The 15,860-nt window shown below is 73.3% G+C and carries 15 protein-coding genes and 1 tRNA gene; 12 read left to right on the forward strand and 4 right to left on the reverse strand.

The annotated features are described in order from the left end of the window. Positions 1-1,030 (forward strand): FAD-dependent oxidoreductase (locus A6Q79_RS01705; protein ID WP_317695701.1); only part of this gene is annotated, 1,030 nt, incomplete at its 5' end. A 38-nt stretch (positions 1,031-1,068) separates the two neighbouring features. Next, positions 1,069-1,662, forward strand: a complete 594-nt coding sequence (locus tag A6Q79_RS01710; protein ID WP_286690973.1) for a TetR/AcrR family transcriptional regulator — start codon at positions 1,069-1,071, stop codon at positions 1,660-1,662. Between the two features lie 21 nt (positions 1,663-1,683). Here the strand turns inward: A6Q79_RS01710 and A6Q79_RS01715 are convergent, their stop codons facing one another. Both A6Q79_RS01715 and A6Q79_RS01720 read right to left on the reverse strand, forming a co-directional pair. After that, positions 1,684-3,234: a dolichyl-phosphate-mannose--protein mannosyltransferase gene (locus tag A6Q79_RS01715; protein WP_286690974.1), complete on the reverse strand. Its 1,551-nt coding sequence runs from the start codon at positions 3,232-3,234 to the stop codon at positions 1,684-1,686. 90 nt (positions 3,235-3,324) lie between these two features. After that, positions 3,325-4,284: a hypothetical protein gene (locus A6Q79_RS01720; protein ID WP_286690975.1), complete on the reverse strand. Its 960-nt coding sequence runs from the start codon at positions 4,282-4,284 to the stop codon at positions 3,325-3,327. A gap of 225 nt (positions 4,285-4,509) precedes the next feature. Here A6Q79_RS01720 and rsmI point away from each other — a divergent pair, with 225 nt between their 5' ends. The 7 genes from rsmI (at position 4,510) to A6Q79_RS01755 (ending at position 12,711) form a co-directional block, all read left to right on the forward strand. Next, positions 4,510-5,340: a 16S rRNA (cytidine(1402)-2'-O)-methyltransferase gene (rsmI, locus tag A6Q79_RS01725; protein ID WP_286690976.1), complete on the forward strand. Its 831-nt coding sequence runs from the start codon at positions 4,510-4,512 to the stop codon at positions 5,338-5,340. A 31-nt stretch (positions 5,341-5,371) separates the two neighbouring features. Beyond that, positions 5,372-6,949, forward strand: a complete 1,578-nt coding sequence (metG, locus tag A6Q79_RS01730; RefSeq protein ID WP_286690977.1) for a methionine--tRNA ligase — start codon at positions 5,372-5,374, stop codon at positions 6,947-6,949. Beyond that, positions 6,946-7,812, forward strand: a complete 867-nt coding sequence (locus A6Q79_RS01735) for a TatD family hydrolase (RefSeq protein WP_286690978.1) — start codon at positions 6,946-6,948, stop codon at positions 7,810-7,812. Before metG ends, A6Q79_RS01735 begins: the two co-directional genes overlap by 4 nt. 75 nt (positions 7,813-7,887) lie before the next feature. Further along, entirely contained in the window at positions 7,888-9,102 is a 1,215-nt protein-coding gene (locus A6Q79_RS01740) for a resuscitation-promoting factor (RefSeq protein WP_289016647.1), read from the forward strand. Beyond that, positions 9,069-9,962: a 16S rRNA (adenine(1518)-N(6)/adenine(1519)-N(6))-dimethyltransferase RsmA gene (gene rsmA, locus A6Q79_RS01745; protein WP_289016648.1), complete on the forward strand. Its 894-nt coding sequence runs from the start codon at positions 9,069-9,071 to the stop codon at positions 9,960-9,962. Before A6Q79_RS01740 ends, rsmA begins: the two co-directional genes overlap by 34 nt. A gap of 21 nt (positions 9,963-9,983) precedes the next feature. After that, on the forward strand, positions 9,984-10,904 hold the full coding sequence (locus A6Q79_RS01750) for a 4-(cytidine 5'-diphospho)-2-C-methyl-D-erythritol kinase (protein ID WP_067855329.1): 921 nt from the start codon (positions 9,984-9,986) through the stop codon (positions 10,902-10,904). 1 nt (position 10,905) lies between these two features. Then, positions 10,906-12,711 (forward strand): ABC-F family ATP-binding cassette domain-containing protein, encoded by a 1,806-nt coding sequence (locus tag A6Q79_RS01755; protein ID WP_286690980.1) that lies wholly within the window; start codon positions 10,906-10,908, stop codon positions 12,709-12,711. Between the two features lie 12 nt (positions 12,712-12,723). Here the strand turns inward: A6Q79_RS01755 and A6Q79_RS01760 are convergent, their stop codons facing one another. Beyond that, entirely contained in the window at positions 12,724-13,218 is a 495-nt protein-coding gene (locus A6Q79_RS01760) for a MarR family winged helix-turn-helix transcriptional regulator (protein WP_286690981.1), read from the reverse strand. A gap of 74 nt (positions 13,219-13,292) precedes the next feature. Here A6Q79_RS01760 and A6Q79_RS01765 point away from each other — a divergent pair, with 74 nt between their 5' ends. From A6Q79_RS01765 to A6Q79_RS01775, 3 genes are all read left to right on the forward strand, one after another. Continuing rightward, positions 13,293-14,648, forward strand: coding sequence for an amidase (locus tag A6Q79_RS01765; protein ID WP_286690982.1), 1,356 nt, complete (start codon positions 13,293-13,295; stop codon positions 14,646-14,648). Beyond that, the gene (locus A6Q79_RS01770; RefSeq protein WP_286690983.1) at positions 14,645-15,415 is read left to right on the forward strand and encodes a methyltransferase domain-containing protein; all 771 of its coding nucleotides are present in this window, start codon (positions 14,645-14,647) and stop codon (positions 15,413-15,415) included. The genes A6Q79_RS01765 and A6Q79_RS01770 overlap by 4 nt, the downstream gene beginning before the upstream one ends. A 35-nt stretch (positions 15,416-15,450) precedes the next feature. After that, positions 15,451-15,529: transfer RNA gene (locus tag A6Q79_RS01775), tRNA-Gln, on the forward strand. 8 nt (positions 15,530-15,537) lie between these two features. Here the strand turns inward: A6Q79_RS01775 and A6Q79_RS01780 are convergent. Then, complete coding sequence (locus tag A6Q79_RS01780; protein WP_158509177.1) at positions 15,538-15,702, reverse strand: hypothetical protein; 165 nt, start codon at positions 15,700-15,702, stop codon at positions 15,538-15,540. Positions 15,703-15,860 lie beyond the last annotated feature (158 nt).

Raw genomic sequence — 15,860 nt, forward strand, 5'->3', positions numbered from 1 at the left:
GTACGAGGCGCAGCGGGTGCACCTGCGCACGGGCGAGCGGGTCGCTGCCATCGACGTCGAGGCGCACCGCGTCACGCTGGCGTCGGGGGAGGAGCTCGACTACGGCAGCCTGGTGCTGGCCACCGGAGGTCGGGCCCGGACGCTCGAGGCGATCACCGCACCCGACGCGCCCGGCGTCCGGACCCTCCGCGACCTGGCCGACGTCGACGGCGTGCTCGAGGCGCTGCGTCCCGGCGGCCGGCTCGTGGTCGTCGGGGCGGGGCTCATCGGGTCCGAGATCGCCGCCAGCGCGCGGGAGCTCGGCGCCGAGGTGACCCTTCTCGAGGCGGCCGCGTCGCCGCTGCAGCACCTCCTGCCGCCCGACCTCGGTGCGCTGTGCGCCGAGCTGCACACCACGCACGGCACGGACCTGCAGCTCGGCGTCGAGGTCACCGCGATCGTCGCCGGCGACGACGGCGAGACGGTCGTCGAGGCGGCGGACGGTCGGCGCTGGTCCGCGCCCGTGGTCGTCGTGGCCGTCGGGATGGCGCCGAACGGCGAGCTCGCCGCCGCCGCAGGCCTCGCCGTCGAGCGCGGAGCCGTGGTCGTCGACGACCATGGCCGCACGAGCGCCCCCGACGTCTACGCCGCGGGCGACGTCGTGCTGCGCCCCAGCGTGCTGCGCGGCGGTCCCGAACGGGTCGAGCATTGGCAGGGCGCGCAGAACCACGGCACGGCCGTCGGCCGCAACGTCGCCGGCCAGGACGCGGCCTTCGACGAGGTCCCGTGGTGCTGGTCCGACCAGTACGGCCACACGCTGCAGGTGACCGGATGGCCCGCGGCGGCCCACGAGCTCGTCGTGCGCGGCTCGCTCGAGGCGCGCGACTTCACCGCGTTCCTGCTCGACGACGGGGTCCTGCGCGGCGCCGTCTCGATCGGCCGGCCCGCCGAGGTGCGGGTGGCTCGTCAGGCCATCGGTGCGAAGGCCCGTCCCGACGTGTCCGCCCTGGACACGACCGACGACCTGGCCGCCGCGCTGCAGGCGACATGACCGACCTGGCGCTGGGCGCGGGGGCGTACCGTGCGGGTGTGCCCTCGACCCGCGAACGCCTGCTCGACGCCGCCCAGCACGTGGTGGAGGACGACGGGTGGACGGCCGTCACGATGGCGCGCATCGCGCGCCTCGCCGGGGTGAGCCGTCAGACGGTGCACAACGAGCTGGGCACCAAGCACGCGCTCGCCCAGGCGCTCGCCCTGCGCGAGCTCGACCGGTTCCTCGCCGTCGTGCGGGACCGGCTGCGAGCCGCGGACGACGTGGTCGAGGCCGTCCGGTCGGCGTGCGAGGGCGCGCTCGAGCTCGGGGAGCGCAGCCTGCTCGTCCGCACGATCGTCACGTCGGTGCCGTCGGAGCAGGACGGCGACCTGCTCAGCGTCCTCACCACCGAGTCGGGCGAGATCGTCGAGGCCGCGTCGCTCGTCGTGCGGCAGGAGCTGCTGGACCGGTTCGCGCCGCTGCCGTTCGACGACGCCGAGCTCGTCGTGGCCGTCGAGGCGGTGGTGCGGCTCGTGCTCTCCTCGATCACGCGACCGTCGAAGCCTGCGGCCGTCGCCGCGCAGGAGATCGCGTGGATCCTCGGCCTCGCGCTCGAGGGTCGGACCGCGACCCGCGCCGCCGCGCGCTGATCGCGGGACGGGGCGCAGGCCTCAGATCCAGCGGCGGAACCACATCCGGTCGAGCCACGCGTCGTAGGGGATGGTCCGGTCGGTCCAGATCGGCAGGAAGTACCAGAAGCACGCGACGACGGCGACGACCAGCAGTCCGACGCCGAGGCCGACCGCGTAGCGTCGCTGGGCGGTGTCGGCCCAGTGTCGGGCCTCGTCGACGAGCAGGCACAGCGCCACGATCATGAACGGCACCACGAGCACGGCGTAGAAGCTGAAGATCGGTCGGTCGGTGCTGCCGAACCAGGGCAGCCAGCCCGCCGCGACGCCGACGACCGGCACCGCCCAGCGACCGTCGCGGGTGCGGATCCAGGCGACCACCGCGGCCACGACGGCGACGGCGGCCGGCCACCACACCGCCGGGTTGCCGAGCGCGGTGACCTCGCGGATGCACGTCGAGCCCTCGGGGGCCCCACACGCGGTGGCCGGGAGCTTGAACTGCGCGTCGAACGCGACGGGCCGCTCGAGCAGCAGCCAGCCGGCCGGGTTCGACGCGTACGGGTGGGTCTTGCCCGCGAGGTAGGAGCCGGTGTGGAAGTCGAAGACCATGACGTGGAAGTGCCACAGGGAGCGGAACGCGTCGAGCACCCCGCCGAGGAAGCCCGGCGTCGGTGAGCTGACGTACGACCCCCACGACGGGTCGCCGAGCCCGTACCGGACGGCGTACGCCTCCTGGTGCAGCAGGAACCCGGTCCAGGTGAGCAGGTACACGACCAGGGCGACGAGCACGAGGTAGCCGAACGCGGGCAGGCCCGTCGCGAGGGTCGTGCGGACCCAGCCGAACCGCGGCACCGTCGACACGTCCGCGTCGCTCGCGCCGTGCGCGGCGTGCGTCCGGGCGTAGGTGCGGCGGGCCAGCACCTCCCACACGACGACCACCACGCCGAACGCCGCGAGGACGTAGAGCCCGCTCCACTTGGTGCCCACGGCCATGCCGAAGCACACGCCGGCGGCCAGCTGCCACGGCCGCCAGTGGACGTAGGTGCCCAGCCGCTCGCGCACGGCGTCGCGGTCAGCGACGAGACAGGCCACCCCCGCGACGACCCAGAACGTCAGGAAGACGTCGAGCAGCGCCGTCCGCGACATGACGAAGTGCAGCCCGTCGAGGCAGAGCAGGAGTCCCGCGAGGCACCCCACCCACACGGACCCGGTGAGCCGCAGCACCAGGCGGGCCAGCACCAGGACCGTGAGCGCGCCGACGACCGCGGCGCTGATCCGCCAGCCGAAGGAGTTCATGCCGAAGATCGCCTCGCCGACCGCGATCAGCCACTTCCCGCCGTCCGGGTGCGCGATGTAGGCCGGCTGGCCGTTCGTCAGCCCGGTCAGGACGCCGTCGACGATCTTCTCGTTCGCGTCGGACACGAAGTCCTGGACGTAGCCGTGCTGCAGCAGGGAGAAGGCGTCCTTGGCGTAGTACGTCTCGTCGAAGACGAGCAGGTTCGGCCGACCCAGGTGCCACACCCGCAGCCCGAGCGCCAGCAGCGCCACCGCCGCCGGTCCCAGCCAGCCCACCACCCGATCCCGTGCCTCCACGGGCACATCCTGTCACCCACCCGAGCGGTGACTCCTCCACCGAATGGTGTGTCCTCGTGCCGAGCGGTGGATCAACCACCCGAACAGACCTCAGAAGGTGGAAAGAGCACCGCTGGTTCCGGGGGCGCCGACCAAGGGAGCCGCCAGGAGAGCGTGCCACGTCCGGCCGAAGTGTGGCGCCGGTCCGTCGTAGCCCGCGCGCACGAGTGCTCGATGCACTTCCAGCACCGTCGTCCGTGGATGGGCGAGCATCTCCGACGTCACCTGGAGGTACGCCCACGCCTCCTCGCGCAACCGTCCGTAGCGATGGACGTCGTGCTGGAACTGGCGGACGTCGAGCGCATGCTGGCGACCCTCGAACTCGAGGAGGAGCCGCCACACCACGTAGACGAGGTCGCCACGAGCCAGGAACCGCCCGGCGGCGTCGTGGAGGTCGACGTTGACGGCGGGCCGGGGCAGCCCGGAGGCGACGACCAGGCAACGGAGCCGGCTCTCCTGCAGGCTCGCTGCTGCCGGGTCCATCCAGGGGAGCATGCGCCGCACGAGGGGGGCGGCGACTCGCCAGGGTTGGTCGTCCAAGAGACGCTGCAGGGGGTCGAGCCGGAGGTGGCCGCGGTGCAGGAGCCAGTCGCCGACCATCACCACCTCGATCGGCAGGAGCTCGGCGGCGGCCATCACGAAGGCGCCCTCGACGTCGATGGAGCCGTCTCGGTGCGGGGGCATCGCGACGGTCCGATGCACGAAGATCCGGTCGAAGGTGAGGTGGTGGTCGCGGGGGAGGGTGAACCGCAGTGGCAGGAGCGGGCCGAAGTCGAGGCCCAGGGGCCTCGTGAGGTGGCTGAGCTGGGCGTCTGGCGGTAGCGCCAGGCGCGCTGCCCCGATCAGCTCGAGCGTGGTGAGGTGCGTGTCGTGGGAGCGGTACACGCGGGGGAAGACCTGGACGAACCGTGGGTGCTCGAGCATCCGGGGGCTGATCCCGACGGCGATCGCCTCCGAGCGGTGGAACGCACGACCGGCGAGGACGGATGGAAGGGGAGTTGGACGGCGCATGGAGCCATCCGACTCGCTCGGCGCGGGTCAGGGGACATGTCGTCTCGATCCTGTGGACGACGTCCCCGCCGTCCGGCGCCTGGCTGTGGACACGCGCTCAGAGGTGGATCCTCCACCTTGTGAGCGTTGAGAAGGTGGACGATCCACCGTCGGCGCCCCTCCCCGCGCATTCGGTGGAGGATCCACCGCTCGGGGGGCGGACGGTGCGGGTGGGAGGATGAGGGGGTGCTGATCCTCGCTGCGACGCCCATCGGTCGGCCCGACGACGCGTCGCCGAGGCTGGTGGCGGCGCTCGGGGCGGCCGACGTGGTGGCCGCGGAGGACACGCGGCGGCTGCGGCGGCTCGCGGGCGACCTGGGGGCCCAGGTCGGCGGACGTGTCGTGTCCTACTTCGAGGGCAACGAGCGGGAGCGGACGCCCGAACTCGTCGAGCACCTCCTGGCCGGGCTCGACGTCCTGCTCGTCACCGACGCGGGGATGCCGAGCGTGTCCGACCCCGGCTACCGGCTCGTGGCCGCGGCGCTGGAGGCCGACGTCGACGTGCGCGCCATCCCCGGACCGTCGGCCGTCCTCACGGCGCTCGCCGTCAGCGGCCTGCCGGTCGACCGGTTCTGCTTCGAGGGGTTCCCGGCCCGCAAGGCGGGCGAGCGCGACCGTGCCTTCGCGGCGCTCGCCACCGAGCAGCGCACGATGGTCTTCTTCGAGTCGCCGCACCGCACCCGCGCGACCCTCGCCGCGCTCGCCGCCGCGCTCGGGGCCGACCGTGCCGCCGCCGTGTGCCGCGAGCTGACGAAGACGTACGAGGAGGTCGCCCGCGGCAGCCTCGCCGAGCTCGTCGCCTGGGCCGACGGGCAGGAGCACGGGGTGCGCGGCGAGGTGACCCTGGTCGTCGCCGGCCACGTCCCCGTCGTCGCCGACCTCGACGCCGACGCGCTCCGCGCCCTCGTGGCCGACGCCGAGGCGACGGGGCTCAGCCGCAAGGACGCGGTCGCCCAGGTCGCCGCCGACACCGGCGTGCGCAAGCGGGTCGTCTACGACGCCGCGCACGCCCGCTGAGGGCGTCCCACCGGGTCACTAGGATCGTGGTGTGTCCTACTACGTCACCACGCCGATCTACTACGTCAACGACGCCCCGCACATCGGCCACGGCTACACGACGGTCATCGGCGACGTCCTGACCCGCTGGCACCGTCAGCGCGGCGAGGACGTCTGGTACCTCACGGGCACCGACGAGCACGGCCTGAAGGTGCTGCGCAAGGCGCAGCAGAACGGCGCCACCCCGCAGGAGTGGACCGACCGGCTGGTCGAGACGGAGTGGAAGCCGCTGCTGGAGCTGCTCGACATCGCCAACGACGACTTCATCCGCACGAGCGAGGAGCGCCACGAGAAGAGCGCCCAGGCGTTCTGGCAGGACCTGTACGACCGCGGCGAGGTCTACAAGGGAGAGTTCAGCGGCTGGTACTCGGTCGGCTCGGAGGAGTTCGTGGCCGAGGACGACGTCGTCGACGGCGAGGGCGACGACGAGGGGCACAAGGTCTCGGCGCTCGACGGGTCGCGCGTGGAGCACGTGACGGAGGAGAACTACTTCTTCCCGCTCAGCAAGTACGCCGACCGGCTGCTCGAGCTCTACGAGACGAACCCCGACTTCATCCAGCCCGAGTCGGCGCGCAACGAGGTCGTCTCCTTCGTGCGGCGGGGCCTGAAGGACCTCTCGATCAGCCGCTCCACGTTCGACTGGGGCATCCAGGTCCCGTGGGACCCCTCGCACGTCATGTACGTGTGGATCGAGGCGCTGCTCAACTACGTCACCGCCGCCGGCTACGGCGTCGACGACGAGCGCTTCGGCGAGCTGTGGCCCGCCGACGTGCACCTCGTCGGCAAGGACATCGCGCGCTTCCACGCCGTCATCTGGCCGGCGATGCTGATGGCCGCCGGACGTCCCGTACCGCACCGCGTGTTCGCGCACGGCTGGCTGCTGGTGGGCGGGCAGAAGATGAGCAAGAGCAAGGCCAACGGCATCCGCCCCGACGAGATCGTCGAAGTGTTCGGCTCCGACGCCTACCGCTACTACTTCTCGCGCGCGCTCACGTTCGGCTCCGACGGCTCGATCTCGTGGGAGGACATGCGCGCCCGCTACCACGCCGAGCTCGCCAACGGGTTCGGCAACCTGGCGTCGCGGGTGGCGGCCATGATCGGCAAGTACTTCGACGGCACGCTGCCGGCCGCCGGTGAGCACACGGCCGCCGAGGAGGCGCTCGTCGCGCTCGTCGCGGAGGCCTCGGTCGAGGCCGACCGGGCGATCGACCGGATCGCGCCGCAGGACGCGCTGGCGCAGGTCTGGCGGATCGTCGAGGCCCTCAACGGCTACCTCACCGAGCAGGCGCCCTGGCAGGTGGCGAAGCAGGCGGACGAGGCGGCGCAGCGGGAGCGGCTCGCCACCATCCTCGTGACCGCGGCCGAGGGTCTGCGCGTGCTCGCGGTGCTGCTGCACCCGGTGATGCCGCGCGCCACCGCGTCGCTGTGGGAGTCGCTGGGTGCCGAGCCTGCGCTCGGTGCGCTTGCCGACCAGCCGATCGGGACCGTCGCGCAGTGGGGACGTCTGCCGGAGGGCTCGGTGGTCACGAAGGTGCCCAGCCTGTTCCCGCGCCTCGAGGACGACGCGTGAGCGAGGCCGACTGGCCCTGGCCCGACGCGCCCGAGCCGCTCCCGTCGCCCGTGGTCGACAACCACTGCCACCTCGACCACAGGATCAAGGGCGGCCTGCTGATCGACGTCGAGGACGCCCTCGACCGGGCCGCGGCCGTCAACGTCGACCGGATCGTGCAGGTCGGCTGCGACCTCGAGGGGTCGCGCTGGGCGGTCGAGACGGCGCGCCAGCACGAGGCGATCGTCGCGGCCGTCGCCCTGCACCCCAACGAGGCGCCGCTCCTGGAGCAGGCGGGCACGCTCGACGCCGCGCTCGCCGAGATCGAGGCCCTCGCGCAGGACCCCGCCGTCCGGGCGGTGGGGGAGACCGGTCTCGACTACTTCCGCACCGGCGTCGACGGACGTGCCGCGCAGCACCGCTCGTTCCGGGCGCACATCGACGTGGCCCGACGTCACGACCGCACCCTCGTCATCCACGACCGCGACGCGCACGACGACGTCCTGGCGATCCTCGACGACCAGGGCGTCCCCGAGCGCACCGTCATGCACTGCTTCTCCGGCGACGCCGACGTCGCCCGACGCTGCCTCGACCGTGGCGCCTACCTCTCGTTCTCCGGGACGGTCACGTTCAAGAACGCCGAGCCGCTGCGCGAGGCGCTGGCGGTCACGCCGACCGACCGGATCCTCGTCGAGACCGATGCGCCCTTCCTCACACCGACGCCGCACCGTGGACGGCCGAACGCGTCGTTCCTCGTGCCGTACACGGTGCGTTTCATGGCCGAGTTCCTGGGCCGATCCGTCGACGACCTTTGCCGGGCGATCGATGAGAACACCGACCGCGCGTTCGGCGGCTCCTGGCCTCGGCACACCCCGGCTGTTTGACGTCAGCGCCGTCCTCCCGCAGGGTGGACGGGCTGCCCATCTCCAGCTGACCTTGTCCCCGACCAGAGGAAAGCAGTGCACCACCCTCGACAGAACACCCCTCAGACCACCTCCCAGGACTCCGCGGACGCCACTCGGCGCCGCCACCGCCAGACCACGAAGCGCGTCGTCATCGCCCTCAACCTGGCCGTCCTCCTCGTTCTCGGAGCCGGCGTCGCCGCCTACGGCAGCCTCTCCAAGACCGTGACCCTCGACGTCGACGGCCGCAAGGCCACCGTCCGCACCTTCGGCACCTCCGTCGGGTCGCTGCTCAAGAGCCACGACGTCCGCACGAAGGACGCCGCCGTCGACGCCGAGCCGACCGCGTCGGTCTCCGACGGCGACACGATCAAGGTCCGCTACGCCAAGGACGTCACGGTCGCCGTCGACGGCACCGTGCGTCGTGAGCGGCTGCACGCCGCCACCGTCGGCGACGTCCTCGACGAGCTCGACGTCTCGCCCCGCAAGGGTGCCGAGGTCAACGCCGCGAAGGACACGCGCCTCGACGACACCGCGTCGACCGTGGTCGTCTCCAACCCCAAGAAGCTCACCGTCCGCGCCGACGGTCGCAAGCGGACCGTCACGAGCGCCGCCCCCACCGCGGGCGAGGTGCTCGAGGAGGCCGGCGTGCGTCTCGGTGCCGCCGACGAGGTCCGCGCCGGCGACGCGCTCGGCGAGGCCGCCCTGGTCAAGCCGGGCGAGCGCGTCGACGTCGTGCGGGTGCGCATGGTCGACACCGCCCGCACGGTGCGCACCGCCCCGCAGACGGAGGTCCGCGAGGACGACACCCTGGAGAAGGGCACGGAGAAGGTGCTGCGCGCCGGCGCCCCGCGCGTCGTGCAGCAGAAGGTGCTCGTCACCCGCGCGAACGGCAAGGTCCGCTCGACCCTCGTGCTGACCCAGAAGGTCGCCGACGAGGGCAGCAAGCGCGTCGTGCTCCGCGGCACGAAGGAGCCCGAGCCCGAGGAGACCACGCTGGCGGCCGCGGCTCCCGAGTCGGCCCCTGCGGTCGGCGACGACAGCGTCTGGGACCGCATCGCGCAGTGCGAGTCCGGCGGCAACTGGAGCATCAACACCGGCAACGGCTACTACGGCGGCCTGCAGTTCAGCGCCGCCACGTGGCACAGCGTCGGCGGCCCCGGCCTCCCGCACGAGAACAGCCGCGAGGTGCAGATCAAGTACGCGAAGATCCTGCAGCAGCGCTCCGGCTGGGGCCAGTGGTCCTGCGCCGCGAAGGTCGGTGTGCACTGAGCGGCACCCCGCCCACCCCGGTCTCGCTGCTGGGTGCGGCCGACGTCCGACGCATCGCTGACGCGGTCGGACTGCGGCCCACCAAGCAGCGTGGCCAGAACTTCGTGGTCGACGGCAACACCGTGCGCCGTATCGTCCGCGACTCCGGGATCGGCCCCGACGACGTCGTCGTCGAGGTCGGTCCCGGTCTCGGTTCGCTGACCCTGGCGCTGCTCGAGGTCGCCCGGCACGTCGTGGCCGTCGAGGTCGACCCGGTCCTCGCCCAGCGTCTGCCGACCACCGTCGCCGAGCAGGCGCCGGGTCACGTCGAGCGTCTCGACCTCGTCCTGGCCGACGCGATGCGCGTCGAGGAGCTTCCCGGCCCCACGCCCACCGCGCTGGTCGCGAACCTGCCCTACAACGTGTCGGTCCCGGTGCTGCTGCACCTGCTGGAGCGCTTCGAGACGCTCGCGTCGGTGCTCGTCATGGTGCAGGCCGAGGTGGCCCACCGGCTCGCGGCGCCTCCCGGCTCCCGCACCTACGGCGTCCCGAGCGTCAAGGCGGCCTGGTACTGCGACGTCGCCCTCGCGGGCACGGTCGGACGTCAGGTGTTCTGGCCCGTGCCGAACGTCGACTCCGCGCTCGTGTCGCTGCGCCGGCGGGGCACGCCCGGCGACGACGACCTACGGCGTGCCACCTTCCGCGTCGTCGACGCCGCCTTCGCGCAGCGTCGCAAGACGCTGAGGGCCGCGCTCTCCGGCCTCGCAGGCTCCGGCGCGGCGGCCGAGGTGGCCCTGCGCGCGGCCGACGTCGACCCGCAGGCCAGGGGTGAGCAGCTCGACGTCGTGGCGTTCGCGCGGATCGCCGCTGCCCTCGGCTGAGCGGATCGGTAGGTTGGTGCGGTGAGAACCGTCAGCGTGCGCGTGCCAGCCAAGATCAACCTGGCCCTCGGCGTCGGCGGCGTCCGTGAGGACGGCTTCCACCCGCTCGCGACGGTCTACCAGGCCGTCGACCTCTACGACGAGGTCCGGGCGACGGCGAACGACACCGGCGAGGTGACGGTCGAGACGACCAGCGACGTCCCGGGCGCCGAGACCGAGGCGTCGCTCGTGCCGCGCGGTCGGGACAACCTCGCCGTGCGCGCCGCGCTCGCGCTGCGTGAGCAGACGGGCGTCGAGGCCGGCGTCGACCTCGTGATCCGCAAGGCGATCCCGGTGGCCGGTGGCATGGCCGGCGGCTCGGCCGACGCTGCGGCGACGCTCGTCGCGTGCAACGACGTGTGGGGTCTCGGGTGGTCGCGGCACGAGCTCGAGCCGGTCGCGGCCGGTCTCGGCAGCGACGTGCCGTTCCTCCTGCACGGCGGCAACGCGATCGGCGGCGGACGCGGCGAGCTGGTCAGCCCGGTCCTGGCGCGTGGCTCCTACCACTGGGTCGTCGCCGTGTCCGGCATCGGACTGTCGACGGCCTCGGTGTACGCCGAGTTCGACCGGCTGAACGCCGACCGGGAGCTGGCGACGCCCGAGGTCCCCGACGCGCTGCTCGCGGCCCTGCGCTCGGGCGACGCCGTCGCGCTCGGGGCCGCCCTCTCCAACGACCTCACGGAGGCCGCGCTCTCGCTGCGGCCCGACCTGGCCCAGACCCTCGAGGTGGGGGTGGAGGCCGGTGCGCTCGGCGCGCTGGTGTCCGGCTCCGGCCCCACGTGCGTGTTCCTCGCCGCCGACGAGCAGCAGAGCCTCGACATCGCGATCGCGCTTGCCGGCACGGGGCGCTGCGCCGACGTCGTCCAGTCGATCGGGCCCGTGCCCGGCGTGCGGGTGGTCTGAGGTGGCCGCACCGGCCGGCCGTCGGACCCCGCTCATCGGCGGCGAGGGGCTGCAGCTGTCGTTCCCGACGAAGGACGTCCTCGACGACGTCACCCTCGGCCTGGCCGAGGGGCAGCGCGTCGGCGTCGTCGGCCGCAACGGCGACGGCAAGTCGACGTTGATGCGGGTGCTGGCACGTCGGCTCGAGCCCGACGAGGGCCGGGTCACGTGGCGTCGCGACCTGCGCGTCGGCTACGTCGACCAGTCCGACACGCTCGACCCCGGGCTCACGGTCGCGCAGACCGTCGTCGGTGACACCGCCGAGCACGTGTGGGCGGGCGACCCGCGGGTGCGCGACGTCGTCGCCGGGCTGCTCGGCGACGTCGACTGGGACGGTCCCGTCGCCGGCCTCAGCGGCGGCCAGCGTCGCCGCGTGTCGCTCGCCGCCGTCCTCGTCGACGAGCACGACGTGCTGTTCCTCGACGAGCCCACCAACCACCTCGACGTCGAGGGCGTCACCTGGCTGGCGGCCCACCTGAACGCGCGGTTCGCGTCGGGGCAGGGCGCCTTCGTGGTGGTCACGCACGACCGCTGGTTCCTCGACGAGGTGTGCACCGACACCTGGGAGGTCCACGACGCGGTCGTGGAGCCGTTCGAGGGCGGGTACGCCGCCTACGTGCTGCAGCGCGTCGAGCGCGACCGCCAGGCCGCTGCGGCCGAGTCGCGTCGGCAGAACCTCCTGCGCAAGGAGCTGGCGTGGCTGCGGCGCGGCGCGCCGGCCCGCACGTCGAAGCCGAAGTTCCGCATCGACGCGGCCAACGAGCTGATCGAGCGCGAGCCGCCCGTGCGCGACAGCGTCGAGCTGCGGCGGGTCGCGACGGCGCGGCTCGGCAAGGACGTCGTCGACCTGCTCGACGTGTCGGTCTCCTTCGGCGACCGCGAGGTGCTCTCGCACGTCGAGTGGCGGATCGCGCCGGGGGAGCGGACCGGCATCCTGGGCCCCAACGGCGCGGGCAAGAGCACGCTGCTCTCGCTCGTCGCCGGCCGGCTGGAGCCTTCGCGCGGTCGGGTGAAGCGCGGCACGACGGTCCGCGTGGCCACCCTGACGCAGGCGTTGACGGAGCTCGACGCGATCGCCGACGACCGCGTGCGCGACGTCGTGGCGTCGCGGCGCGCCAGCTACCAGGCCGACGGGGCGGAGGTGACCCCGTCGCAGATGCTCGAGCGGCTCGGGTTCTCCAGCGCCCAGCTCTCGAACCGGGTCAAGGACCTGTCGGGCGGCCAGCGCCGTCGCCTGCAGCTGCTGCTCACCCTGCTCGACGAGCCGAACGTGCTGATCCTCGACGAGCCGACCAACGACATGGACACCGACATGCTGGCGGCGATCGAGGACCTGCTCGACACGTGGCCCGGCACGCTGCTCGTCGTCAGCCACGACCGCTACCTGCTGGAGCGGGTGACCGACCACCAGTACGCGGTGCTGGACGGCCGGCTGCGACACCTGCCGGGCGGCGTCGACGAGTACCTGCGGCTGCGTCGGTCCGCCCAGCCCGCGGGGTCCGATGTGCCCGCTCCCGCGCCGGCATCGCCCACCGTCCCGGCCGGGTCGCCGGGCAGCGGCTCCGCCCAGGACCGTCAGGCGCGGAAGGAGGCGGCCCGCCTGGAGCGGCAGATCGAGCGGCTGAGCGCGCAGGAGGCCGACCTCGAGCGACGCATGGTGGAGGCGGCGACCGAGCCGGCCCGACTCGTGCCGCTCTCCGCGGAGCACGCGGAGGTCGTCGCGGAGCGCGAGCGCCTGGAGGAGCGGTGGCTCGAGGTCGCCGACTGACCCGACGTCGGGTCAGACGTGGCGAGCCAGCGTGCGCAACGACGCGGCCAGCGTGTCCGCGTCGTCCGGGTCGAGGCTCGACAGCAGCGAGCGCTCCTGCTCGAGGAGCTCGTCGAGGGCGGCGTCGACGGCTGCGCGCCCCGCGGCCGTGAGGGTGACGAGCACGCCCCGCCGGTCGCCCGGGTCGGCCTCGCGGGCGACGAGCCCGCGCCCCGCGAGCCGGTCGACGCGGTTCGTCATCGTGCCGCTCGTGACCATGGTCTCGGTGACGAGCCGGCCGGGGGAGAGCTGGTAGGGCGGACCCGACCGGCGCAGGGCGGACAGCACGTCGAACTCCCACGGCTCGAGCGCGTGGGCCGCGAACGCCGCCCGGCGCGCGCGGTCGAGGTGGCGGGCGAGACGGGTGACCCGGCTGAGCACCTGCATGGGGCGCGTGTCCAGGTCGGGGCGCTCGCGCTGCCAGGCCGCGACGATGCCGTCGACCTCGTCGAGCTCGTCAGCACCCATGGCGACACTGTAGTTCGTCAAGAATCTTGATGTCGAGATTGTTGTCGAGCCGGTGGGGGCCTACGGTGTCGCCCATGGACGTCGACGACCTCGTGGGCCGTGGCCCGGCCACCCTCGTTCCGCTGCTGCGCGACCGCACGGTGTCCGCGCGCGAGCTGACCATCGCCACGCTGGACGCGATCGAGCGTGAGGACGCCCGGGTGAACGCCGTCGTCGAGCTGCTCGCCGACGAGGCGTTCGACGCCTCGACGGAGGCCGACGCGCGGATCGCCCGCGGCGAGACGGGGCCGCTGCTCGGCGTGCCCGTCGCCATCAAGAACGACGTCGACCTCGCCGGACGGGTGACCGGGCTGGGGTCGCGGGCGGTCACCCAGGTGGCGCGCCAGGACGGCCCGCTCGTCGAGGCGCTGCTCGCGGCGGGTGCCGTCCCGGTGGCCACGACGACGCTCCCCGAGCTCGCGATCTACGGGTTCACCGAGTCGGCGGCCCGGGGCGTGACGCGCAACCCGCACGACCTCGACCGCACGCCCGGGGGTTCGTCCGGAGGGTCGGCCGCGCTCGTCGCCGCGGGCGCGGTCGGGGTGGCGACGGCGTCCGACGGTGCCGGCTCGATCCGCATCCCCGCGGCGAGCTGTGGTCTCGTCGGGTTCAAGACGACCCACGGGTTCGTGCCTGGCTCGGGGGGCTGGCACGGTCTCTCGACGCAGGGCTGCGTGACCCCGACGGTGCGCGACACCGCCGTCTACCTCGACGCGGTGGGGCACGGTGCTCCCGGCGCGCTCGCGCACGCGGCTGACACGGCTCCACGGACGCTCAGGATCGGCGTGACGACCAGCGCTGCGGCCGCAGGGCGTCCCGATCCGCTGCACCGCGACGTGAAGTCGGCCGTCGACCACGTGGCGGGCCTGCTCGACGGGATCGGGCACGAGGTCACCACCGTCAAGGTGCCGTACGGTCTCGACGCGAAGGCGCTCACCGTGCGCTACCTGGCCGGCATCGCCGAGTCGGCGTCGCGCGTCGACGACCCGTCGCTGCTCGAGCCACGCACCCGTCAGGTGGTGCGCCTCGGCCGTCCGTTCGGCCCGTCGGCCGTGACGTGGGCGCAGCGCGCCGGGCACCGGTTCGGCTCGACGGTGCTCGACCGGCTCGGCGTCGACGTGCTCCTGTCGCCCGTCATGAGCGGTCCGGCCCTGCCCGTCGGGCACTTCGCGGGCAAGGGCGGCCTGCGCACCGTGCTCGGCATGAACGCGTTCTACCCGTACACGGCGCAGTGGAACCACGCGGGGCTGCCGGCGGTCTCGCTCCCGGTCGGCCGGTCGCGCAAGCGGGGGCTCCCGCTGGCCGTCCAGCTCGTCGCTCGCCGCGAGCAGGACCCGCTCCTGATGTCGGTGGCCGCGCAGGTCGAGGCGGCGCTGCGGGGTTCCGCATGAGGTGGGACCCGGAGCAGTACCTGCGCTTCGCCGACGACCGTGGACGTCCGTTCGTCGACCTGGTCGCCCGGGTGCCGTCGGACGCCGACGTCGTGGCCGACCTCGGCTGCGGAGCCGGCAACCTCACGACCGTGCTGCGTGGGCGCTGGCCCGACGCCCGCGTGCTGGGCGTCGACGCGTCGCCGGAGATGGTCGCGCGCGCGACGGCCACGAACGAGGACCCTGCGGCGTCGTACGTCGTCTCGGACGTGACGACGTGGTCACCCGACGGACCGGTGGACGTGATCACGTCGAACGCGATGTTCCAGTGGGTGCCGGAGCAGGAGGACGTCCTGCGGCGTCTGGCGGAGCACGTGACGCCCGGTGGCGCGATCGCCGTGCAGGTGCCGAACAACGCCGACGCGCCGAGCCACGCGCTGATGCGCCAGGTCGCGGACCGTCCCGCGTACGCGGACCACACGGCGGGCGTGCTCTCGGTGCGGGGGACGGGTCCGCAGACGTACCTCGACCTGTTCGCGTCGCTGGGCTGGTCGTGCGACGCCTGGGAGACGACGTACCTGCACGTGCTGCCGGGCGACGACCCGGTCTTCGAGTGGGTCAAGGGCACGGGGGCGCGCCCGGTCTTGCAGGCGCTGCCGGACGGTCTGCGGGAGCAGTTCGTCACGGAGTACCAGGCGGCGCTGCGCGAGGCCTACCCTCGCCGGCCGTACGGGACGGTCCTGCCGTTCCGTCGGACGTTCGCGGTCGCCGTCCGCCCGCTCGGGTAGCCTGGGACGGCCGTCGTGGCCGTGCGTCGCGACGATCCCCGGTTGGTCTGCCGGCAGGGCCCGCCTGACTTTGAATCAGGACAAGCGACGTAGGTTCGACTCCTACCCGGGGAGCCGCAGGGTCAGTCCTCGTCGAGGGTGCCGACCGGGTCGAAGGTGAAGGACCCGAGGTGCTCCTGCACGCCGCGGAAGGCGTCCGCGATCTCGGGGTCCTCCAGGGCCTTCTCGAGGGAGCGCAGAGCCTCCTGCGTCCGGACGTCGGTGGTCTCCTCGATGGGGTCGCTCATGCGTCCATGGTGACGCGGACGCGGGCACCCCGCTGGGTGAGCGCGGCCCGGCTCATCGTGGTCGGTACTGGATGTGGTCGAGGCGGGTGTGGTGGATCTCGACGAACTCGATGGTGCGGTCTCGGCGGTTCCAGGCGCGGGTGAACGCGGTCTCGGCC

Origin of the sequence: Aeromicrobium sp. REDSEA-S32_B7, from assembly GCF_001626145.1 — a bacterium.
Taxonomy (GTDB): Bacteria; Actinomycetota; Actinomycetes; order Propionibacteriales; family Nocardioidaceae; genus Aeromicrobium; species Aeromicrobium erythreum.

What these genes read in the sequence shown, in the direction of transcription:
- A6Q79_RS01720 (WP_286690975.1), bottom strand. Translation starts at nt 4,284, where the DNA reads ATGCGCCGTCCAACTCCCCTTCCATCCGTCCTCGCCGGTCGTGCGTTC.
- A6Q79_RS01760 (WP_286690981.1), bottom strand. Translation starts at nt 13,218, where the DNA reads ATGGGTGCTGACGAGCTCGACGAGGTCGACGGCATCGTCGCGGCCTGG.
- A6Q79_RS01765 (WP_286690982.1), top strand. Translation starts at nt 13,293, where the DNA reads ATGGACGTCGACGACCTCGTGGGCCGTGGCCCGGCCACCCTCGTTCCG.
- A6Q79_RS01770 (WP_286690983.1), top strand. Translation starts at nt 14,645, where the DNA reads ATGAGGTGGGACCCGGAGCAGTACCTGCGCTTCGCCGACGACCGTGGA.
- A6Q79_RS01780 (WP_158509177.1), bottom strand. Translation starts at nt 15,702, where the DNA reads ATGAGCGACCCCATCGAGGAGACCACCGACGTCCGGACGCAGGAGGCT.